The 19,598-nt window shown below is 72.6% G+C and carries 16 protein-coding genes, 1 tRNA gene and 4 pseudogenes; 12 read left to right on the forward strand and 9 right to left on the reverse strand.

Going from position 1 to position 19,598, the window contains the following annotated elements; translation table 11 throughout:
• The first annotated feature begins 23 nt into the window (after positions 1 to 23).
• From ACQ86L_RS06180 to ACQ86L_RS06195, 4 genes and pseudogenes are all read left to right on the forward strand, one after another.
• Entirely contained in the window at positions 24 to 779 is a 756-nt protein-coding gene (locus ACQ86L_RS06180) for an SDR family NAD(P)-dependent oxidoreductase (RefSeq protein WP_434318116.1), read from the forward strand.
• A gap of 101 nt (positions 780 to 880) precedes the next feature.
• Positions 881 to 2,043 (forward strand): annotated as a pseudogene (locus ACQ86L_RS06185) (acyl-CoA dehydrogenase family protein).
• Positions 2,044 to 2,048: 5 nt separating this feature from the next.
• On the forward strand, positions 2,049 to 3,158 hold the full coding sequence (locus ACQ86L_RS06190) for an aminopeptidase P family protein (protein ID WP_434318117.1): 1,110 nt from the start codon (positions 2,049 to 2,051) through the stop codon (positions 3,156 to 3,158).
• Positions 3,155 to 4,528 carry a DUF445 domain-containing protein gene (locus tag ACQ86L_RS06195; protein WP_434318118.1) on the forward strand — a complete coding sequence of 458 codons (1,374 nt, stop codon included), beginning with the start codon at positions 3,155 to 3,157 and terminating at the stop codon, positions 4,526 to 4,528. Before ACQ86L_RS06190 ends, ACQ86L_RS06195 begins: the two co-directional genes overlap by 4 nt.
• Before the next feature lie 3 nt (positions 4,529 to 4,531).
• Here the strand turns inward: ACQ86L_RS06195 and ACQ86L_RS06200 are convergent, their stop codons facing one another.
• Positions 4,532 to 4,912 carry a DUF3054 domain-containing protein gene (locus ACQ86L_RS06200; RefSeq protein ID WP_434318119.1) on the reverse strand — a complete coding sequence of 127 codons (381 nt, stop codon included), beginning with the start codon at positions 4,910 to 4,912 and terminating at the stop codon, positions 4,532 to 4,534.
• 102 nt (positions 4,913 to 5,014) lie between these two features.
• On the opposite strand from ACQ86L_RS06200, the gene ACQ86L_RS06205 reads away from it, so the two are divergent.
• The 4 genes and pseudogenes from ACQ86L_RS06205 to ACQ86L_RS06220 all read left to right on the forward strand — a co-directional run bounded on the left by ACQ86L_RS06205 (position 5,015) and on the right by ACQ86L_RS06220 (position 12,581).
• Positions 5,015 to 7,891 (forward strand): aminotransferase, encoded by a 2,877-nt coding sequence (locus ACQ86L_RS06205; protein WP_434318120.1) that lies wholly within the window; start codon positions 5,015 to 5,017, stop codon positions 7,889 to 7,891.
• A gap of 117 nt (positions 7,892 to 8,008) precedes the next feature.
• A pseudogene (locus ACQ86L_RS06210) lies at positions 8,009 to 8,217 on the forward strand (heavy-metal-associated domain-containing protein).
• Complete coding sequence (locus ACQ86L_RS06215; RefSeq protein ID WP_434318121.1) at positions 8,217 to 10,457, forward strand: heavy metal translocating P-type ATPase; 2,241 nt, start codon at positions 8,217 to 8,219, stop codon at positions 10,455 to 10,457. Before ACQ86L_RS06210 ends, ACQ86L_RS06215 begins: the two are co-directional and overlap by 1 nt.
• Before the next feature lie 68 nt (positions 10,458 to 10,525).
• Positions 10,526 to 12,581: pseudogene (locus ACQ86L_RS06220) on the forward strand (heavy metal translocating P-type ATPase).
• Positions 12,582 to 12,630: 49 nt separating this feature from the next.
• On the opposite strand, the gene ACQ86L_RS06225 reads toward ACQ86L_RS06220, so the two are convergent.
• Positions 12,631 to 13,530, reverse strand: a complete 900-nt coding sequence (locus ACQ86L_RS06225) for a LysR family transcriptional regulator ArgP (protein ID WP_434318122.1) — start codon at positions 13,528 to 13,530, stop codon at positions 12,631 to 12,633.
• Positions 13,531 to 13,598: 68 nt separating this feature from the next.
• Between ACQ86L_RS06225 and ACQ86L_RS06230 the strand changes: the two genes are divergently transcribed.
• Positions 13,599 to 14,201, forward strand: coding sequence for a LysE/ArgO family amino acid transporter (locus ACQ86L_RS06230; RefSeq protein WP_434318123.1), 603 nt, complete (start codon positions 13,599 to 13,601; stop codon positions 14,199 to 14,201).
• Between the two features lie 57 nt (positions 14,202 to 14,258).
• On the opposite strand, the gene ACQ86L_RS06235 is transcribed toward ACQ86L_RS06230, so the two are convergent.
• The 4 genes and pseudogenes from ACQ86L_RS06235 to galU all read right to left on the reverse strand — a co-directional run bounded on the left by ACQ86L_RS06235 (position 14,259) and on the right by galU (position 17,260).
• Positions 14,259 to 14,331 (reverse strand) — tRNA-Ala (locus ACQ86L_RS06235).
• A 58-nt stretch (positions 14,332 to 14,389) separates the two neighbouring features.
• Positions 14,390 to 15,475 carry a hypothetical protein gene (locus ACQ86L_RS06240; RefSeq protein WP_434318124.1) on the reverse strand — a complete coding sequence of 362 codons (1,086 nt, stop codon included), beginning with the start codon at positions 15,473 to 15,475 and terminating at the stop codon, positions 14,390 to 14,392.
• A 118-nt stretch (positions 15,476 to 15,593) separates the two neighbouring features.
• Positions 15,594 to 16,255: pseudogene (locus ACQ86L_RS06245) on the reverse strand (GNAT family N-acetyltransferase).
• A gap of 42 nt (positions 16,256 to 16,297) precedes the next feature.
• Complete coding sequence (galU, locus tag ACQ86L_RS06250; RefSeq protein ID WP_434318125.1) at positions 16,298 to 17,260, reverse strand: UTP--glucose-1-phosphate uridylyltransferase GalU; 963 nt, start codon at positions 17,258 to 17,260, stop codon at positions 16,298 to 16,300.
• 59 nt (positions 17,261 to 17,319) lie between these two features.
• Here galU and ACQ86L_RS06255 point away from each other — a divergent pair, with 59 nt between their 5' ends.
• The 3 genes from ACQ86L_RS06255 to mscL all read left to right on the forward strand — a co-directional run bounded on the left by ACQ86L_RS06255 (position 17,320) and on the right by mscL (position 18,762).
• The gene (locus ACQ86L_RS06255; protein ID WP_434318126.1) at positions 17,320 to 17,904 is read left to right on the forward strand and encodes a 5-formyltetrahydrofolate cyclo-ligase; all 585 of its coding nucleotides are present in this window, start codon (positions 17,320 to 17,322) and stop codon (positions 17,902 to 17,904) included.
• Between the two features lie 23 nt (positions 17,905 to 17,927).
• Positions 17,928 to 18,260 (forward strand): FmdB family zinc ribbon protein, encoded by a 333-nt coding sequence (locus ACQ86L_RS06260; RefSeq protein WP_434318127.1) that lies wholly within the window; start codon positions 17,928 to 17,930, stop codon positions 18,258 to 18,260.
• Positions 18,261 to 18,321: 61 nt separating this feature from the next.
• A complete protein-coding gene (mscL, locus tag ACQ86L_RS06265) occupies positions 18,322 to 18,762 on the forward strand; it encodes a large conductance mechanosensitive channel protein MscL (RefSeq protein WP_434318128.1) in 441 nt (146 codons plus the stop codon).
• A 9-nt stretch (positions 18,763 to 18,771) separates the two neighbouring features.
• Here mscL and ACQ86L_RS06270 read toward each other — a convergent pair whose 3' ends face one another.
• The 3 genes from ACQ86L_RS06270 to ACQ86L_RS06280 are packed head-to-tail and all read right to left on the reverse strand — an operon-like array spanning position 18,772 to position 19,545.
• Positions 18,772 to 18,942 (reverse strand): hypothetical protein, encoded by a 171-nt coding sequence (locus ACQ86L_RS06270; RefSeq protein WP_434318129.1) that lies wholly within the window; start codon positions 18,940 to 18,942, stop codon positions 18,772 to 18,774.
• A 19-nt stretch (positions 18,943 to 18,961) separates the two neighbouring features.
• The gene (locus ACQ86L_RS06275; RefSeq protein WP_434318130.1) at positions 18,962 to 19,324 is read right to left on the reverse strand and encodes a type II toxin-antitoxin system PemK/MazF family toxin; all 363 of its coding nucleotides are present in this window, start codon (positions 19,322 to 19,324) and stop codon (positions 18,962 to 18,964) included.
• Complete coding sequence (locus ACQ86L_RS06280) at positions 19,321 to 19,545, reverse strand: antitoxin (RefSeq protein ID WP_434318131.1); 225 nt, start codon at positions 19,543 to 19,545, stop codon at positions 19,321 to 19,323. The genes ACQ86L_RS06275 and ACQ86L_RS06280 overlap by 4 nt, the downstream gene beginning before the upstream one ends.
• Positions 19,546 to 19,598: the final 53 nt, after the last annotated feature.

The raw sequence follows: 19,598 nt of genomic DNA on the forward strand, positions 1-19,598 counted from the left end.
GATATCTGGAAGGAGAACAATTCATGGCTCAGTACGATGTCGCCGGCCGGTCCGCGATCGTCACCGGCGGTGGCTCGGGCATCGGACGCGCGGTGGCGCTGACCCTCGCGGCCAGCGGCGCCGCGGTCCTGGTCACCGATCTGAACGAGGAGCACGCGAAGGCCGTCGTCGCCGAGATCGAGGCATCCGGCGGAACCGCCGCCGCACTCGCCGGCGACGTGACCGACCCGGCGTTCGCCACGGCGAGCGTCGAGGCCGCGAACGCCCTCGCACCGCTGAAGATCGCGGTGAACAACGCCGGAATCGGCGGGGAGGCCGCCCCGGTCGCCGACTACTCGCTGGACAGCTGGCGGAAGGTCATCGAGGTGAACCTCAACGCGGTGCTGTACTCGATGCAGCCGCAGCTCACCGCGATGGCCGCGAACGGCGGCGGCGCGATCGTCAACATGGCGTCCATCCTCGGCAGCGTCGGCTTCGCGAACTCGTCCGCCTACGTCACCGCCAAGCACGGCCTCCTCGGCCTCACCCAGAACGCGGCGCTGGAGTACGCCGGCCAGAACGTGCGCGTCGTCGCGGTCGGCCCCGGCTTCATCCAGACCCCGCTGGTGGAGGCCAACCTGACCGCCGAGGCGCTGCAGTTCCTGGAGGGCAAGCACGCCCTCGGCCGCCTCGGGCAGCCCGAGGAGGTCGCGGCCCTCGTCGCCTTCCTCGCCTCCGACGCCGCGTCGTTCATCACCGGCAGCTACCACCTGGTCGACGGCGGCTACACCGCCCAGTAACCAGCCTCCCGGCTCCGTCGAGGGGCACGTTAACGCCCTTGAAACCGCGTTTTAGGGGCGTTTACGTGCCCCTCGGCGTCGGGAGACATAGTGTGTGGAGGGTGAGTGACGTCGAGCAGGAGCTGTTGAGCGACGAGCGGCTGGAGCGGTTCCGCTCGCGGGCCGCCGAGTACGACGCGGAGAACCGGTTCTTCACCGAGGACTTCGCGGAGCTGGCCGACGACGGCTATCTGAAAGCCCTGGTCCCGGTCGAGTTCGGCGGCCTGGGGCTGACGCTGGAGCAGACCGCGCGGCTCCAGGTCCGGCTCGCGGGCGCCGCGCCCGCCACCGCCCTCGCGGTCAACATGCACCTGGTCTGGACCGGCGTCGCCAAGACCCTGCGCGACCGCGGCGACGACGCGCTGGAGTTCCTGCTCCGCGAGGCCGGCGCCGGCGAGGTGTTCGCCTTCGGGCTGAGCGAGGCCGGCAACGACCTCGTGCTGTTCGGGTCGACCACCGAGGCCCGGCCGGAGGCGGATGGCTCCTACCGCTACTACGGCACCAAGATCTTCACATCCCTCTCCCCGCCTGGACGCGCCTCGGCACGATGGGCCTCGACACGGCGAGCGCCGACGCCCCGAAGATCGTGTACGGCTTCGTGGAGCGCACCGGCGGCGGCTTCGAGATCCGCGAGGACTGGGACACGATCGGGATGCGGGCGACGCAGAGCAGCACCACCGTGCTCGACGGCGCGCTCGCCCCGGCGGACCGCGTGGTGCGCCGCCTCGACCCCGGCCCCAACCCCGACCCGCTCGTCTTCGCCATCTTCGCGAACTTCGAGCTGCTGCTCGCGGCCGTCTACACCGGCATCGGCGCCCGGGCGCTGGAGCTCGCCGTGGCCTCCGCGCACCGCAGGAAGAGCCTGAAGAACGACGGCCGCAGCTACGCGAACGACCCCGACATCCGCTGGCGCGTCGCCTCCGCCGCGATCGACCAGGACGCGCTGCTCCCCCAGCTGGACGCGATCACCCGCGACGTCGACACCCTCGCCGACCACGGCGCGCAGTGGTTCCCGAAGCTGGTCGGGATGAAGATCCGCGCCACCGAGACGGCCCGCCGGGTGGTCGATCAGGCCATCCGGGTCTCCGGAGGCTCGACCTTCTTCGCCGGCAGCGAGCTCGGCCGGCTGTACCGCGACGTGCTCGCGGGCATCTTCCACCCGTCCGACGCCGAGTCCGCGCACAGCACCGTCGCGAACGCCTGGCTCGGCCCGATCGAGGAGTGACCGCCATGCAGCAGCTCACCCCGCAGCACTTCGCCGACCGGCTGGCCCGCGGCGCTGCGCAGGCGAGGGAGGCCGGACTCGACGCCCTCCTGGTCGCCCCCGGTCCCGACCTCGTCTACTTCGCCGACTACCTCCCGCCGGCGACCGAGCGGCTGACCATGCTGGTGATCCCGACCGAGGGCGAGCCGACGATGATCGTGCCCGTGCTGGAGCACGACAGCGCCGCCGCGACACGGTCCGCCGGCGCGATCCGCTTGATCACCTGGGCCGACGGCGAGGACGAGCACGCGCCACTGGTCGACCAGCTCTGGTCGGGAGGCCGCTACGCCGTCTCCGACTCGGCCTGGGCACTGCACCTGCTGGCACTGCAGCACGAGCTCCCGGATGTGCGCTTCGCCGCGTTCTCGACCGCCCTGCCGATGCTGCGCGCGGTGAAGGGCCCGGACGAGATCGACCGCCTCGCCGCCGCCGGGGCCGCCGCCGACGCGACCTTCGAGGACATCCTCACCGTGGCCTTCGCCGGCCGCCGCGAGAACGAGGTCGCCGCGGACCTGGACCGCCTGCTGCGCGCGCACGGCCACTCCCAGGTGGACTTCACGATCGTCGGCTCCGGGCCGAACGGTGCGAACCCGCACCACGAGGCGGGCGAGCGCGTCATCCGGGAGGGCGACATGGTGGTGCTCGACTTCGGCGGCCTGATGGACGGCTACGGCTCGGACACCACCCGCACCGTCCACGTCGGCGAGCCGACCGACGAGGAGCACGAGGTCTTCGAGGTGGTCAAGCGCGCGCAGCAGGCCGCGTTCGAGGCGGTCGCGGTCGGCGTGCCGCTGCAGGAGATCGACCGCACCGCCCGCGCGGTGATCCGGGACGCCGGCTACGGCGAGTTCTTCGTCCACCGCGTCGGCCACGGCATCGGCACCACCACGCACGAGCCGCCGTACCTGGTGGAGGGCGAGGAGCAGCCGATCGTCGCCGGGATGTGCTTCTCGATCGAGCCCGGCATCTACCTGCCGGGGAGGTTCGGCCTGCGCATCGAGGACATCGTGGTCGCCACCGACGACGGCGCGCACCGGCTGAACAACACCAGCCGCGAGCTCCACATCGTCCGGTGAGCGTGCCCACGGCCCGCACGGGCGACACGGAGGGCGCCGACAGCCGGCGCCCGGAGACCGAGCGCGCCGACACCGAACGCGGCGACACCGAGCGCTTGGCGGCCGAGCGTGCCGCGGCCGAGCGCCGCGACGCCGAGCGCCGCCGGGCGCTGCGCAGCATGAAGGCCCTCGCGACCAGCCTGCTCGCGGTCGCCGCCGTGATCTTCGCCGTCTCGTTCGCGCTCCAGGACCGCTACCCCTGGCTCGGCTTCGTGCGTGCGGCCGCGGAGGGCGCGATGGTCGGCGCGCTCGCGGACTGGTTCGCCGTGACGGCGCTGTTCAAACATCCGCTGGGCCTGCGCATCCCGCACACCGCGATCATCCCGACCCGCAAGGACGAGATCGGCGAGACGCTCGGCGAGTTCGTGGAGACCGAGTTCCTGTCCGACGACGTGGTCGCGACCCGGCTGGCGGCGTACGATGTGGCCGGCGCCGCCGCCCACTGGCTGACCGAGCAGGGCAACGCGCGCCGGGTGGTGGACGAGGCCTCCGGCGCCGTGGTCGGCTTCTTCGGCCTGCTGGACGACGACCGCATGCGCGAGGCCGTGGAGGCGGTCGTCCGTACGCACGTGATCGAGCCGGAGTGGGCGCCCCCGATCGGCCGCCTCGGCGTGCGCATCCTCAGCTCCGGAGGCCACCACGCCGCCGTCGACCTGCTGCTCGACCGGTTCGACGATTGGCTGGTCATCCACCCGGACGCTCTGGCGAACCTGGTCTCCGGCCGGCTCCCGTCGTGGCTGCCGTCCTTCGTGGACAAGCTGGTGGACGAGCGCGTGTACCAGGAGCTGCGCCGCTTCATCGCCGACGTGCGCCACGACCCCGCGCACCGCGCCCGTCGGGCGTTCGACGGCTACCTCGCCGAGCTCGCCGACCGCCTGCAGCACGACCCTGAGACGATCGCCGGGCTGGAGGCCGCGAAGGCCCGCGCGTTCGACGACCCGCGCATCCGCGAACTGGCCGCACAGGCCTGGGCGGCGGCGCGTTCGGCGGCTGTGGACGCTCTCAGCGACCCGGACAGCGAACTCCGCCGCCGGATGTCCGCGGCCCTCGCCGACGCCGCAGGCCGCGTCGTCGCCGACCCGGAGCTGCGGGCCTCCCTCAACCAGCGCATCTCCGGCGCGGCCGGCCACCTGGTGTCGACCTACCGGCACGACATCGCGAGCGTCATCACCGAGACCGTGCGCGGCTGGGACCCGGCGGAGACGACCGACAAGATCGAGACCCAGGTGGGGCGTGATCTGCAGTTCATCCGGATCAACGGGACGGTGGTCGGCGCGCTGGCGGGGTTGGCGATCTACACGATCGCGACGTTGATCTCCTCGGCGTTCTGAGTTCTACGCCCGCCGCAGCGCGCGCCGCCGCGCGAATGGCATCGCGAGGATCCGCCACCCCACCAGGAACACGCCGAGCACCACGAACGCCACCGCGATGAACGCCGGCTCCACGCCCTGACCCGCCGAGGTGCGGATGAGCATCCCCAGCGCGACCGTCATCAGCCAGACCGGGACACCCGGCCAGATCAGCGCGAGCGGGCGGCGCCAGGCCCAGGTGACGAACCAGCCGGCGACGAGGCCGATGAAGAACGGCCAGTAGGTGCTGAGCACCCCGGAGGCGGAGGCCGCCTCGCCGTGGCTGCGGCGCCCGACGAGCACGAACACGAGGATCAGCACGGCGTCGATCACGAACGCCACGGCCGCTGTCCTCCAGGATTTCACGCGTCGATGCTACGATGCCGCGCCCGAGCGTTCGCTGGGTGCGACCCGTGCGGCGGCTTCAATAGACTGGCCGCGTCCAGCCCCCGCAGCCGAGGAGCAGCCGTGCCCAATTCCGACTTCCTGGCCCAGCCGTCGCTGCCCCGTCCGGAGGTCGGCGCCGACGACGCCGCGACCGTCGCCGAGCACGCCTTCGGGCTCACCGGGCGGATCACCGAGCTGGGCAGCAACCAGGACCGCAACTTCCTCGTCGACACCGGGACGCACCGTTACGTGCTCAAGATCGCCAACCCGGTCTTCGCGGTCGAGGAGCTGCACGCCCAGAACGCGGCGCTCGCGCTGCTGGCCGGAGCCGAGGCGCGGATCCCGGCCGTGCTCGCCGCCCGCGACGGCGAGGAGGTCGTCGCCGTCGAGGTGCGCGGGCGGACCCTCCATGCGCGGGTGCTGAGCTTCCTCGACGGCGAGCCGCTGACCGACGTCGAGCGCCTGAGCGCCGAGCAGCTGCGCACCCTCGGCCGGCTCTCCGGGAGCATCGCGGCTGGACTCGCCGGGCTGCGGCATGCCGGGCTCGCCCGCACCACCCAGTGGGACGCGCGGATCGGCGGCGACGTCGTCGCGCTGCTCGCCGACCACGTCCTCCAGCCGGCCAAGCGGCTGGCCGTCGTGGCAGCGGCGGAGGCCGCGCTCGCCGCGCTGGAGCCGCTGCGACGGCGGCTGCGGGTGCAGGCCATCCACGGCGACGTGACGGACGACAACATCGTGCTGGGCGCGGACGGCCCCGGCGTCATCGACTTCGGCGACGTCGCGGACGGCTGGCTGGTCGCCGAGCTCGCGGCGACCGTGACGAGCGCCCTCCACCACCAGCCGGAGGACCCGCTGGCCGTGCTGGACGTGATCGAGGCGTTCCACGCGGAGGCGCCGCTGGACGACGCCGACCTCGCCGCGCTCTGGCCGCTCGTCGTGCTGCGGGGCGCCGTCCTCGTGGTCAGCGGCGAGCAGCAGGTCGTCCTCGACGGGGACAACGCCTACGCCGACGAGAACCGCGCGCACGAGTGGGTCGCGTTCGATGTGGCGCGGCGGCTGCCGTTCGCGGAGGTGGAGGCCGCGATCCGGGCCCGACTGGCGCAGGGCGACAGCCAGCCTGATGCGCCGGCTCTCGGCCGCCTCATCGCACTCGACAGCACCGACGCCCACCTCGCCGACCTCTCCGTCACCGGCCACGACCTGGACGAGGGCCGCTGGCAGCGCGCGGGCTTCGAGGACGCCGTGCTGGGGCGGCTCTGCCGGGAGAACGGCCACGCGCTCACCCGCTACGCCGAAGCCCGGCTCACCCGCGCGCGCCTCGACCGCACCGAGCCGTCGCCGACGATCGCGCTCGGCGTCACGCTCGACGCGCCGGCCGGCACCGTCGTGCACGCGCCGTTCGCCGGCGAACTGCGGCTCGTGGAGGGCGCCTGGCTGCTGCAAGGCGACGCGATCGGCCTCTGGCTGGACGGGCTGTCCCGCCCGCTGACCACGACCGCCGTCGACCGGGGCGAGGTGATCGGCAGCGCCGTGCGCCTGAGCGCGCAGCTCAGCCGCGTGCCCGGCTGGCGGCCTCCCGCGTTCGTCACGCCCGCTCTGCCGACGGCGGTCTGGCGCGCGGTCTCCCCCGACCCCTCCGACCTGTTCGGCGTCGACCTCGCCGCGGCAGCCTCCGACCCGGCCGACGTGCTGTCGCGCCGCGACTCGTCGTTCGCGCGCGTGCAGGAGCACTACTTCGCCGAGCCTCCGCTGATCGAGCGCGGCTGGCGGCACCACCTGTTCGACACGCGCGCGCAGAGCTACCTGGACATGGTCAACAACGTGACGCAGATCGGGCACGCGCACCCGCGGCTCGTGCGCACGGTCCGCGACCAGTGGGCGCTGCTGAACACGAACTCCCGCTTCCACTACGAGGAGCTCTCCCGGTTCACCGAGCGGCTGGCGGAGGTCGCGCCGGACGGGCTCGACACGGTCTTCCTCGTCAACAGCGGCAGCGAGGCGGTCGACCTCGCCCTCCGGCTGGCGCAGGTGCACACCGGCCGCCGGACGATCCTCGCCGTGACGGAGGCGTACCACGGCTGGACGGTCGGAGCCGACGCCGTGTCGTCGTCGCTGGGTGACAACCCGCGCGCGCTGGAGACCCGGCCCGACTGGGTGGAGCTGATCGCGTCGCCGAACGTCTTCCACGGCCGCCACCGCGGGCTCGCCTCCGGGCCGGAGTACCTGGCCGAGCTGGACCAGCAGCTCGCCGCGCTCGACGCAGCAGGGACGGGCATCGCGGGCTTCATCGCGGAGCCGGTGTTCGGCAACGCGGGCGGCCTCATGCTCCCCGACGGCTACCTCGCCGGCGTCTACGAGCGGGTGCGCGCCCGCGGCGGCGTCTGCGTCGCGGACGAGGTGCAGGTCGGCTACGGCCGGCTCGGGCACTACTTCTGGGGCTCGGCGCAGCAGGGCGTCGTCCCCGACGTCATCACGGTGGCGAAGGCGATGGGCAACGGGCACCCGCTCGGCGCGGTCATCACGCGACGGGAGATCGCCGAGTCGTTCGCGGCGGAGGGATCGTTCTTCTCGTCGGCCGGCGGCAGCCCGGTCAGCTCGGTCGTGGGTCTGACGGTGCTCGACGTGATGCGCGACGAGCGGCTGCAGGAGAACGCGGCCGAGGTGGGCGACCACCTGGCGGCGCGACTGCGCGCGCTCGGGGAGCGGCATCCCCTCGTCGGCGCGGTGCACGGGATGGGGCTCTACCTCGGCGTCGAGCTGGTGCGCGACCGGGCGACGCTGGAGCCGGCGACCGCCGAGGCCGCGCTGGTGTGCGAGCGGATGCTGCGGGAGGGCGCAATCGTGCAGCCCACCGGCGACGGCAAGAACGTGCTGAAGATCAAGCCGCCGCTGTGCATCACGCGCGAGAGCGCCGACCGGTTCGTGGACGCGCTGGACCTGGTGCTGGCGACGATCTAGTCGCGCTCTCACACCCCTGGCCGTCCTCCCGCTCGCCTTGACTAGTACCCCTCCTGGGTATAAAGTCGTCCTCGTTGAGATACCCCCTCTGGGTATACGTGAAGCGGAGGATGAGCCATGACGACCACGACGTTCCAGGTGACCGGGATGACCTGCGAGCACTGCGAGCGCGCGGTGACCGAGGAGGTGACCTCGATCGCCGCGGTGACGGGCGTCGGCGTCTCCGCCGCGACCGGCGTGCTGACCGTCGAGTCCGTCTCCCCGTCGACGACGCCGCCGTGCTCGCCGCCGTCGAGGAGGCCGGGTACAGCGCGGTCCGCGCCTGATGTCCGCGACCGGCGCCGCGGACGCCCAGCCGCGGCTGGAGCTGCTGATCGGCGGGATGACGTGCGCCTCCTGCGCGGCCCGGGTCGAGAAGAAGCTCAACAAGCTGGACGGCGTCGAGGCCAGCGTCAACTACGCCACCGAGAAGGCGACCGTGTTCGCGCCCGCGGGGTACGACACCGCGGTGCTGGTCGCACAGGTGGAGAGCGCGGGGTACACGGCGGCGGTTCCGGCTCCTCCCGCGGGCCCCGACGAGCGTGGAGCCGACCCCGAGCTCGCCTCGCTCCGCCGGCGGCTGATCGTGAGCGCGGCCCTCGGCCTGCCTGTCGTGCTGCTCTCGATGATCCCGGCGCTCCAGTTCCCGGCGTGGCAGTGGGTCGCGCTCACGCTGGCGACGCCGGTCGTCGTGTGGGGCGCCTGGCCGTTCCACCGAGCCGTCGCCGTCAACCTCCGGCACGGCGCGGCCACGATGGACACGCTGGTGTCGCTCGGCGTCACGGCGGCGTTCGCGTGGTCGGTGTACGCGCTGCTGTTCGGCGGCGCGGGCGCGCCCGGCATGACGGGCGCGGACCTCTATCTGGAGGTCGCCGCGGGCGTCACGGTCTTCGTGCTCGCCGGCCGCTACCTGGAGAAGCGCTCCAAGCGTCAGGCGGGGGCGGCGCTGCGGGCGTTGCTGGAGTCCGGCGCGAAGGAGGCGTCGGTGCTGCGCGACGGCGACGGCGTTGACGCGCCCCGCGAGGAGCGCATCCCGGTCGAGCGCCTGGTCGTCGGCGACGTGTTCGTGGTGCGCCCCGGCGAGCGGATCGCCGCGGACGGCGTCGTGACCGACGGCTCCGGCGCGGTCGACGCGTCGATGCTCACCGGCGAGTCGGTCCCGGTGGAGGTCGGCCCCGGCGACAGCGTCGCGGGCGGGACGGTCAACGCCGGCGGGCGCCTTCTCGTGCGCGCGACCACGGTCGGCGCCGACACGAAGCTCGCGCAGATCGCACGCCTGGTGGAGGACGCCCAGTCGGGCAAGGCCGCGGCGCAACGCCTGGCCGACCGGATCAGCGGCGTCCTCGTCCCGGTGGTGATCGGGATCGCGCTCATCACCCTCGTGGCCTGGTTGCTGCTCGGCGCGCCCGTGGAGGCGGCCTTCACCGCGGCGGTGGCGGTGCTCATCATCGCGTGCCCCTGCGCGCTCGGACTCGCGACCCCGACCGCGCTGCTGGTCGGCACCGGACGCGGGGCGCAGCTCGGCATCCTGATCACGGGGCCGGAGGTGCTGGAGGCGACACGGCGGGTGGACACCGTGCTGCTGGACAAGACCGGGACGGTGACCACGGGCCGGATGACGCTGGTGGACGTCGTGGCCGAGGACGGCGACCGCGGGGCGCTGCGCCGCGCGGGCGCCGTGGAGGACGCGTCCGAGCACCCGATCGCACGCGCGATCGCCGACGCGGCCAGGGACGCCGGACCGCTCGCGCCGGTGACGGCCTTCCGCAGCGACGGCGGCCTCGGCGTCTCGGGAACGGTCGACGGCGAGCGCGTCGTCGTCGGACGCGAGTCGTTCGTGGCCGCGGCGGGGATGCCGCTCGCCCCCGCCCTCCAGCGGGCCGTCGCCGACGCGGAGGCCTCCGGCGTGACCGCCGTCGTCGTGGGCTGGGGCGACCGCGCCCAGGCCGTGCTCACGCTGGCGGACGCCGTTGCCCCGCACAGCGCGGAGGCCGTCCGCCGGCTGACGCGGCTCGGCCTGACGCCGGTGCTGCTCACCGGCGACAACGAGACGGTTGCGCGCCGGGTCGCGCACGAGGTCGGGATCGCGGAGGTGATCGCCGGCGTCCTCCCTGCGGAGAAGGCGGCGGTGGTCCGGCGCCTGCAGTCGGAGGGCCGGCGAGTGGCGATGGTCGGCGACGGGGTCAACGACGCGGCGCCGCTCGCGGCGGCCGACCTCGGGCTGGCGATGGGGACGGGGACGGACGCCGCCATCCAGGCCGCCGACCTCACGCTGGTGCGCGGCGACCTGACCGCCGCCGCTGACGCGGTGCGGCTGTCCCGGCGTACGCTGGCGACCATCCGCGGCAACCTGTTCTGGGCGTTCGCGTACAACCTCGCGGCGCTGCCGCTGGCGGCGTTCGGCCTGCTGAACCCGATGATCGCGGGCGCCGCGATGGCGTTCTCGAGCGTCTTCGTCGTGACCAACAGCCTGCGGCTGCGTACATTCCGCTCCGAGGGCGGGACCGAGGATCGGAGGAGATCGTGAGCCAGACCGACCACACCGGGCACGGGCAGACCGGGCACGCCCAGGCTTCGCACGAACACGCCGAGCACATGGACCACGCCCAGGCGATGCACGACCACGCCGAGCACGCGGGCCAGTCTCCGGCGCCGCACGACCACGACCACTCCGGCCACGACCACTCCGCACACGACCACTCCGGCCACGTCGACGCCTTCCGCCGCCTGTTCTGGATCAACCTCGTCATCGCCGTCCCGGTCGTCGTCTTCTCGCCGATGTTCGCCATGATCCTCGGCTACCCCTCCCCGACGCCGCCTGGGTCGCGTGGGTCTCCCCGTGCTCGGCACCGTCATGTTCGTCTGGGGCGGCCGCCCGTTCCTGACCGGCGCCGTCTCCGAGCTGCGGGCGCGCCAGCCCGGGATGATGCTGCTCATCGCGCTCGCCATCACCGTCGCGTTCGTCGCGTCGTGGGGCGCGGCCCTCGGCCTCCTCGACCACCAGCTCGACTTCTGGTGGGAGCTCGCCCTCCTCATCGTCATCATGCTGCTCGGTCACTGGATCGAGATGCGCTCGCTCGCCCAGACCACCTCCGCCCTCGACTCGCTGGCCGCCCTGCTGCCCGACGAGGCCGAGAAGCTGGCGGGCGACGGCACGGTCGTCGTCTCCCCCGCCGACCTCGCCGTGGACGACCTCGTGCTGGTGCGCCCGGGAGGGCGCGTCCCGGCCGACGGGCGGGTGGAGTCCGGTGCGGCGCAGGTGGACGAGTCCATGATCACCGGCGAGTCGCGTCCCGTCTCGCGGGGCGAGGGCGACCCCGTCATCGCGGGGACCGTCGCGACCGACTCGGCGCTGCGCGTGCGGGTCACCGCGGTGGGCGACGACACCGCGCTGGCGGGCATCCGGCGACTCGTCGCCGACGCGCAGAACTCGTCCTCCCGCGCGCAGCGGATCGCCGACCGCGCCGCGGGCTGGCTGTTCTGGTTCGCGCTCGGCTCCGCGGCGATCACCGCCGTGGTGTGGACGGCGATCGGCCTCCCCGACGACGCGGTCGTCCGCGCCATCACCGTGCTCGTGATCGCCTGCCCGCACGCGCTCGGCCTCGCCATCCCGCTCGTCGTCTCGATCGCGACCGAGCGCGCGGCCCGCGGCGGCGTCCTCGTGAAGGACCGCCTGGCGCTGGAGACCATGCGCACGGTCGACACGGTCCTGTTCGACAAGACCGGGACGCTGACCAAGGGCGAGCCTGCCGTCACGGGCGTGGACACGGACGGCGACGACGACCGCGTGCTCGCCCTCGCGGCCGCCGCGGAGTCCGACTCCGAGCACCCGCTCGCCCGCGCGATCGTGTCCGCCGCCTCCGCTCGCGGCCTCGCTGCGCCCGCGGCCGGAGACTTCACCGTCTCCCCAGCGGTCGGTGTCGCGGCCACGGTGGAGGGCCAGCGGGTGGAGGTCGGCGGCCCCGCGCTCCTGGAGCTGCGCGGCGCCGCCGAGCGGCCGATCGCCGCGACCTGGCGGGAGGAGGGCGCGATCATCCTGCACGTCCTGGTCGACGGGCGAACGGTCGGGGCTCTCCGCCTGGCCGACGAGGTCCGCGAGGAGTCGCGGCAGGCCGTGGCGGCGCTGAGGGAGCAGGACATCCAGGTCGTCATGATCACCGGCGATGCGGAGGCCGTCGCCGCGTCGGTCGCCCGCGAGCTGGGCATCGACCGGTGGTTCGCCGGCGTCAGGCCCGAGGACAAGGAGTCGACCGTCGCCGGCCTCCAGGCCGAGGGCCGTACCGTCGCGATGGTCGGCGACGGCGTCAACGACGCACCCGCGCTGGCGCGAGCGGACGTCGGCATCGCGATCGGCGCCGGCACGGACGTCGCGATCGCCTCCGCCGGCGTCATCCTGGCCAGCGACGACCCGCGCTCGGTGCTGTCGGTGATCCGGCTGTCGAAGGCGAGCTACCGCAAGATGACGCAGAACCTGTGGTGGGCAGCTGGCTACAACCTGATCTCCGTCCCGCTCGCGGCGGGCGTCCTGGCGCCGATCGGGTTCGTGCTGCCGATGTCGGTCGGGGCGATCCTGATGTCGCTGTCGACCATCGTCGTGGCGCTGAACGCGCAGCTCCTCCGCCGCCTCGACCTCCGGCCCGACGCACTCTGACTCCGCCGAAGGGCACGTAAGCGCCCCTAAAACCGCGTCTTAGGGGCGTTTACGTGCCCCTCGGCTCGTGGGCGGGGCGGAGTGCGTCCGCCGCCGCGCGCGTGATCGCCGCCGCGACCGCGTCGAGCGCCGCCGAGTGCAGCGACCACTGCTGCCAGTACAGCGGCACGTCCACCGCGCCTCCCGGGTCCAGCACCACCAGCCGGCCGTCGGCCACGAGCGGGTCGGCCTGCAGGTCGGGCACCATCCCCCACCCCAGCCCGAGCACCGCGGCGCCGACGAACTCCGTGGACGCCGGGACGAAGTGCCGCGGCGGACGCGCGCCCGGCGCCAGCGCGGCCACGTAGCGGTCCTGGAGGGCGTCCTTGCGGTTGTAGACCAGCATCGGCGCGACCGCAGCCCGCTCCGCCGTCCAGCCGTCCGGGCACCAGCGCTCCACGAACGCCGGGCTGGCGAGCGGGCGGTAGCGCATCGCCCCCAGCGCGGTGACCGTGCACCCCTGCACCGGCTCCGGGTCGGAGCCGATCGCTGCCATGGCGGTCCCGTCGCGCAGGCGGTCGATGGTGTGCTCCTGGTCGTCGAGCACTATGTCGAACAGCGCGCCCGACACAGTCGCGAGCCCGGGCAGCACCCACGTCGCGAGGGAGTCCGCGTTGACGACCAGCGGGATCGGGGTCGCCGCCGCACCGTCGCCGCCCTCCAGCTCGGCCGCCGCCTCCGCCTCCAGCAACGCGACCTGGCGGGACAAGCGCAGCAGGACGGCGCCGGCCTCCGTGGCCTGAATGGGCTTGCTGCGCCGCACGAGCACCCGTCCGCTCTGCTCCTCCAGCGACTTGATCCGCTGGCTCACCGCGGAGGGCGTGATGTGGAGGGCCGCTGCGGCGCGGTCGAAGGTGCCGTGGTCGATCACCGCGGCCAGCGTGCGGAGTTGATCGGTCGAGGCATCCATCGACAGCAATGCTAATGGTTCGTAAGGAAATCAAGCTGTACTGATGGCGCGCAGTTCCCTATCGTCGAATGGTGCTCTCCGTCTACCTCACCGGCCTCGGTTCGGCCGCCGCCCTCATCGTCGCCATCGGCGCGCAGAACGCGTTCGTCCTCCGGCAGGGCCTCCGCCGCGAGCACGTGCTCGCCGTGGTCGCGATCTGCGTCGCGAGCGACGCGCTGCTGATCGCGGCGGGCGTCGCCGGGATCGGGACGCTGGTGAAGGCTGCCCCGCTCGCCCTGCAGGTCGTGCGCTGGGCCGGGTTCGCGTTCCTGGTCGGCTACGCGGTGTTCGCCGCCGTGCGCGCCGTCCGCCCGAGCACGCTGACGGCCGCGACCTCGGGAGGCGGAACGCTCGCCGCGGCGATCGGCACCTGCCTGGCGATCACCTGGCTGAACCCGCACGTGTACCTCGACACGGTGCTCCTCCTCGGGTCGCTGTCGGCGACGCACGGCGACCCGGGCCGCTGGGTGTTCGGCGCGGGAGCGGCGACGGCGAGCCTGCTCTGGTTCCTGCTGCTGGGCTTCGGGGCACGGGTGGCGGCGCCGGTGTTCGCGCGGCCGGTGGCCTGGCGCGTGCTGGACGCGGGGATCGCGGTGCTGATGCTCGTGCTGGCGATCATGTTGGTGGTCTGAGACAACACCGCCGCCAACGAAAAGGACCGCCATTCCTGGCGGTCCTTCTCCTTCCGGTGGAGCTAAGGAGATTCGAACTCCTGACCTCTTCGATGCGAACGAAGCGCGCTACCAACTGCGCCATAGCCCCGGGGGATTGCTTAGAAACAATAGCACCCTCGCGGTGCCGATTCGAAATCGAGCGGGGCTCAGCTGGCGGCCCGACGGCGGCGGAGGACGGCGTCCAGGTCGAGGGCGCCGTCGTCGACCGAGCCGACGATCCCCATGCTCGAGTACACGCTCTGGGCGGCCTCCGCGACCGGCACGGGAGCCGGGCGAGGTGCGGCGGCCACAGCGACCGGGACGGCCTCGACCGGGCGCAGCCGCACGGGCGCAGGTGCCGCGGGCGCGGCCTCGGCCACGGCGGTCGCCTTCCGCTCGAACTCCGCGCGGGCGGCCATGCGACGCAGCTCGGCGGCGGCGTCCACCGACGCCATCGCGGCCGCGGCCACGGTCCCGGGCGACAGGTGCAGGGGCTTCGGGAGCGGCCGCGGCGTCCAGCTCTGGCGCAGGGCCTCCTGCACCGGGAGGTCGTGCGTCGCGTCGTCGTACAGCGCCGGCGACGCGGGCGCGGCCGGGACGAACGGGACGGGCGCGGGCATGGCCTTCGCCGTGCGGGACAGCCGGCTCAGCATCCCGAGCGCGGCCACCGTGACTGTGGCGGACGCGGCGGCCAGCAGCCACGCGCCGGTCGCGAGCAGCAGCGCTCCGCCGGAGGCGACACCGACCAGTCCGGCGACCAGTAGCAGGGTGCAGAGGGCGCGGGAACGGCGCAGCCGGCGACGGCGCTGGGGCGAGAGCACCGGGCGCGCGTTCAGCGCCGCGAGCTCACGTGCCCGCTGGGCCGCTGCCGCGCGGGACGCGCGCTCCAGCGCGATGGCCTCGGCGGCGGCGCGCTCCGCCTCCTCCGCGGCCTGCCGTCGCTCCTCGGCGACGGCCAGCTCGCGACGTGCGTGGGCGGCGGCCTCCGCGCGCGCGGACGCCAGACGCCTCTCCTCCGCCCTGCGGAGGATCCGCTGCTGCTCCGCGACCGTCTTGGCGGTCGCCTCCATGCGGACCTCGTCCGGAAGCTCACTCGTCTCGGCCAGGATGCGCAGCGTCTGCTGCAGGCGCACAGCGTTTCGCTCGGTCGCCAGGTACTCGCGGCGACGCAGCCACACCGGGACGAGGTAGGCCAGCCAGAGGGCGGCCGCGATGGCGACGACGACCCCTCCGCCCATCACATCCCCAGTCATGCTCTAACGGTAGGGGTCCACTGGGCAGCGCCCCGGTCAGCGCCCGGGTGTGTCTTCGATGGAGAGGACTCTCAGCGTGCGTTCGACCGGCGTGCGGCACGCACCGAGCGACGCAGGCTCAGTGCCGCCGGGCCACCGGCAACGGGATGGCCGCAGCCGCACGGTCCTCCGCGGTCACCGCGGCGGCCTCCGCCGGCGCCTCGCCGTCCATCCAGCGCCGCAGCACCCCTGCGGCAGCTCCTCCGACACCAGGCCGAAGCAGTAGTGGTCGCGCCAGTCGCCGTTGATGTGGATGTAGCGCCGCCGCAGTCCCTCGTAGCGGAAGCCGAGCTTCTCGACCACGCGCAGGCTCGGCGCGTTCTCCGGGCGGATGCAGATCTCCATGCGGTGCAGGCCGAGCTGGTAGAAGCAGTAGTCGGTCGCCAGCGCCACGGCGGTCGGCGTGATGTTGCGGCCGGCGAACTCCTCCGCGATCCAGTAGCCGATCGTGGCACTGGAGAGCGAGCCGTAGGTCACCGACGACACGTTGAGCTGGCCGGCCAGCCGGCCGTCGTACTCCACGATGAACGGGAGGCCGTGCCCGGCCCGCGCGTTCGCGAGCAGGGAGCGGATGCTGGCGCGCGTGTCGAACGCGCCGGGAGCGTACGGGCTGGTGGCCTCCCACTGCCGCAGCCAGGACCGGTTGTCGAGCAGCGAGCGCTCCAGGGCGCGCGCGTCCCTCAGGCGGATCGGTCGCAGTCCGATGCGTCCCTCGCTCAGCGTGGGGATGACGAACGCCACGGCGTCCTCCTTCTGCGGCAACCGTTCGCCGCAGGTAGAACGCTAGCGGTTAACGCCCTCCGACGCGTCAGCCGCGTCGATCGGCATCTCGTCCAGGATCTCGCGGGGCTCGTCGTGGAGGCCGTCGGCGAACGCCTTCAGCCACGGCCGGAGCTCCGGGCCGAGGTCCTCGCGGTCGACCGCCAGCTGCACGATCGCCTTGATGTAGTCGAGGCGGTCGCCGGTGTCGTAGCGGCGTCCGCGGAAGACGACGCCGTAGACGCCGCCCGTCCAGTCCGGCGCCTGGGCCATGGCCTCCAGGGCGTCGGTGAGCTGGATCTCGCCGCCGCGGCCCGGCTGGGTGCGCTCCAGCACGTCGAAGACCTCCGGGCGCAGCACGTAGCGGCCGATGATCGCGTAGTTGGAGGGCGCCTTGTCGGCGTCCGGCTTCTCGACCAGGCCGGTGATGCGCACCACGTCGTCGTCGCCGGTCTCCTCGATCGCGGCGGCGCCGTACAGGTGGATGGACTCCCTCGGCACCTCCATCAGCGCGACGACGGTGGCGTTGTACTTGCGCTGGACGTCGAGCATGTGGTTCAGGAGGTCATCGCGCGCATCGATGATGTCGTCGCCGAGCAGCACGGCGAACGGCTCGCGGCCGACGTGCATCTTGGCGCGCAGCACGGCGTGGCCGAGCCCCTTCGGGTCGCCCTGGCGCACGTAGTGGAGGTCGGCGAGCGAGGTCGAGTAGTGCACCTTCTCGAGCCGGTCGGTGTCGCCCTTCCGCTCGAGCGTGTCCTCCAGCTCGGCGTTGCGGTCGAAGTGGTTCTCGAGCGCGTTCTTGTTGCGCCCCGTCACCATGAGCACGTCGTGGAGGCCCGCCGCGACGGCCTCCTCGACCACGTACTGGATGGCCGGCTTGTCGACGACCGGCAGCATCTCTTTCGGCATGGCCTTCGTGGCCGGGAGGAACCGGGTGCCGAGGCCTGCTGCGGGGATCACTGCTTTCGTCACGTGAGTAGCCATAGCGCCCACAGTATCCGCATTTCGACCGTGGTCCCGGGCGGATCTTCTAGGATTGCGCTATGGAGACCGACACAGCAGCCCATCGCAAGCGCGCCCTGCGCGCCGAGCTGCGTGAACGCCGGCAGAACCTCACGAGCACCGAGCGGCAGGCCGCCGCCGCCGGAATCACCCGGAACTTGGTCGACCTGACGACGGACCTCTCCGCCCGTTCCGTGGCCTGCTACCTGTCGACGACGATCGAGCCGGACACCCGCCCGTTCGTCAACTGGGCCGTCGCCCAGGGGCTGCGGGTGCTGCTCCCGGTCTCCCGCGAGGACGGCCTCCTCGACTGGACCACCGGCGACGGCGAGACCGAGACCGAGGGGCTGTTCGGGATGCCGGAGGCCGTCGGCGAGCTGCTCGGGCCGATCGCGATCAACGACGTCGACCTCATCCTCGTGCCGGCCGCGGCCGTCGACGCCACCGGGATGCGCATGGGCTGGGGCCGCGGCTATTTCGACAAGACGCTCGGCAGCATGGAAAAATGTCCCTCGGTGTACGCCGTCGTGTTCGACGGCGAGCTCGTGGACGAGGTCCCGCGCGAGCGGCACGATCAGCCGGTCGACGGCGCGGTCACCCCCACCCGCATCGTCCAGTTCACCTGACCCACCGAGCCACACGGAAGACCATGCCGACCTACTCCTACTCGTGCCGCGACTGCGGCCACGCCTTCGACATCCACCAGGCGTTCACCGACGACGCGCTCACGGTCTGCCCGAACTGCGGCGGCACGCTGCGCAAGGTGTTCGGGGCGGTCGGCGTGACGTTCAACGGGTCCGGGTTCTACCGGACCGACTCGCGCGGCGGGGCGAAGACGGGAGGGGCGTCGTCGGGGTCGTCGGGGTCGTCTTCGGGCTCGGGTTCGTCGTCGTCGTCGGGCTCGTCCTCCTCCGGCTCGTCCTCCTCCTCTTCCGGCTCGTCGGGCTCCGGCTCGTCGGCGTCGTCGGGCTCCGCAGCCTGATCCCGCGCCCTCCCGGGCGCACAGCACCACCAGTTCCATCCACCTGGCGAAAGGACCGGTCATGCTCAAAGGCTTCAGAGAGTTCATCCTCCGTGGGAACGTGCTCGACCTGGCGGTCGCGGTCGTCATCGGCGCCGCGTTCACCGCGGTCGTCACGGCGATCGTGACGAACCTGATCAACCCGGTGATCAGCGCGTTCTTCAAGCAGAGCGACCTCAGTCACGCGATGGTGGTCACCATCAACGGTTCGAGCATCAAGTTCGGGGCGATCCTCGGCGCGCTCATCAACTTCCTGATCGTCGCGGTCGTGGTCTACTTCGTCTTCGTCTTCCCGATCAACAAGATCAAGGAGCGCGCGGACCGCCTCCGCAAGAAGGGCGTCGTGGAGCCGGACGCCCCGGTCACCGACCTCGACCTGCTCACGGAGATCCGCGACCTCCTGAAGGCGCAGCAGGCGCCCCCGACGGCGAACGCGGGCAAGCACGCCGACCCGCTGCCGTAAGGCGCGCGCTCAGTAGTGCGGCGGGACGTCCCGCCGCAGCTGCTCGTCGTTGGGCGACCAGGAGCCCTCCTCGCGGTCGCGCTCCGGGACGTGCGGCGTGGGGTCGGCGCCCGGCGCGCCGGCGCGCTGCACGCGGCGGGAGCGGCGCGCGGGGCGTTCCGGGTCGGGCTTGTCGTTCACCATCCCAGGCTAACCGCGGTCAGAGGGAGAGGTGAAACCTCAGAGCTTCGTCGACCTGATGCATGATCCACGCGGGCGTGGTGCCGAGCGGCCGACCGATCCGCGAGAAGCCGACCGCCCGGACCTGCTCGACCTGCACCTTGGAGGGGATGCGCAGTCCCATCTGAGCTAGGTCTTCATTGTGGGTGACCTCGACCTGGAAATCGGGGTGCACGACATCGACATTGGACGTCAGCGGCACGAAGGTGATCACGCCACGCGACCGTTTCGTCACGGCCGCGTTCATCCCGGCCGAGCTGACGACGACGCACGGGCGTCGTTTACCCGCCTCGCCCTCGACGACCGGGTCGAGCAGGACCTCGAGAACGTCCCCGCGCCTCACTCGGACAGCCCATCGCCAGCAGTCTGATCCCACAGCGCCTGGTCTCCGGAAGCCTCCCACTCATCGAACGCCTGGGCGTAGGCGCCTTCTGCGTCGAGCTCGCGCTGGATTCGCAGGAGCTTGTGGATGGCCGCAGATCGATTGCCTTTGACGTCCGCCGCGATCTTGTCCAGGTAGACCAGATCCTCGTCGGAAAGACTCACACTCAGCTTCACGGTCATACCTCGATGCTACCAGGGTGCGACCCCGCCCGATTCGGCACGAATGTCGCGAA

This window comes from Leifsonia sp. P73, from assembly GCF_051059105.1.
Lineage (GTDB): Bacteria > Actinomycetota > Actinomycetes > Actinomycetales > Microbacteriaceae > Leifsonia.

Coding starts and splice junctions, on each gene's coding strand:
- ACQ86L_RS06180 (WP_434318116.1), top strand. CDS start 24: ATGGCTCAGTACGATGTCGCCGGCCGGTCCGCGATCGTCACCGGCGGT.
- ACQ86L_RS06190 (WP_434318117.1), top strand. CDS start 2,049: ATGCAGCAGCTCACCCCGCAGCACTTCGCCGACCGGCTGGCCCGCGGC.
- ACQ86L_RS06215 (WP_434318121.1), top strand. CDS start 8,217: ATGTCCGCGACCGGCGCCGCGGACGCCCAGCCGCGGCTGGAGCTGCTG.
- ACQ86L_RS06225 (WP_434318122.1), bottom strand. CDS start 13,530: ATGGATGCCTCGACCGATCAACTCCGCACGCTGGCCGCGGTGATCGAC.
- ACQ86L_RS06230 (WP_434318123.1), top strand. CDS start 13,599: ATGGTGCTCTCCGTCTACCTCACCGGCCTCGGTTCGGCCGCCGCCCTC.
- ACQ86L_RS06240 (WP_434318124.1), bottom strand. CDS start 15,475: ATGACTGGGGATGTGATGGGCGGAGGGGTCGTCGTCGCCATCGCGGCC.
- galU (WP_434318125.1), bottom strand. CDS start 17,260: ATGGCTACTCACGTGACGAAAGCAGTGATCCCCGCAGCAGGCCTCGGC.
- ACQ86L_RS06255 (WP_434318126.1), top strand. CDS start 17,320: ATGGAGACCGACACAGCAGCCCATCGCAAGCGCGCCCTGCGCGCCGAG.
- ACQ86L_RS06260 (WP_434318127.1), top strand. CDS start 17,928: ATGCCGACCTACTCCTACTCGTGCCGCGACTGCGGCCACGCCTTCGAC.
- mscL (WP_434318128.1), top strand. CDS start 18,322: ATGCTCAAAGGCTTCAGAGAGTTCATCCTCCGTGGGAACGTGCTCGAC.
- ACQ86L_RS06280 (WP_434318131.1), bottom strand. CDS start 19,545: ATGACCGTGAAGCTGAGTGTGAGTCTTTCCGACGAGGATCTGGTCTAC.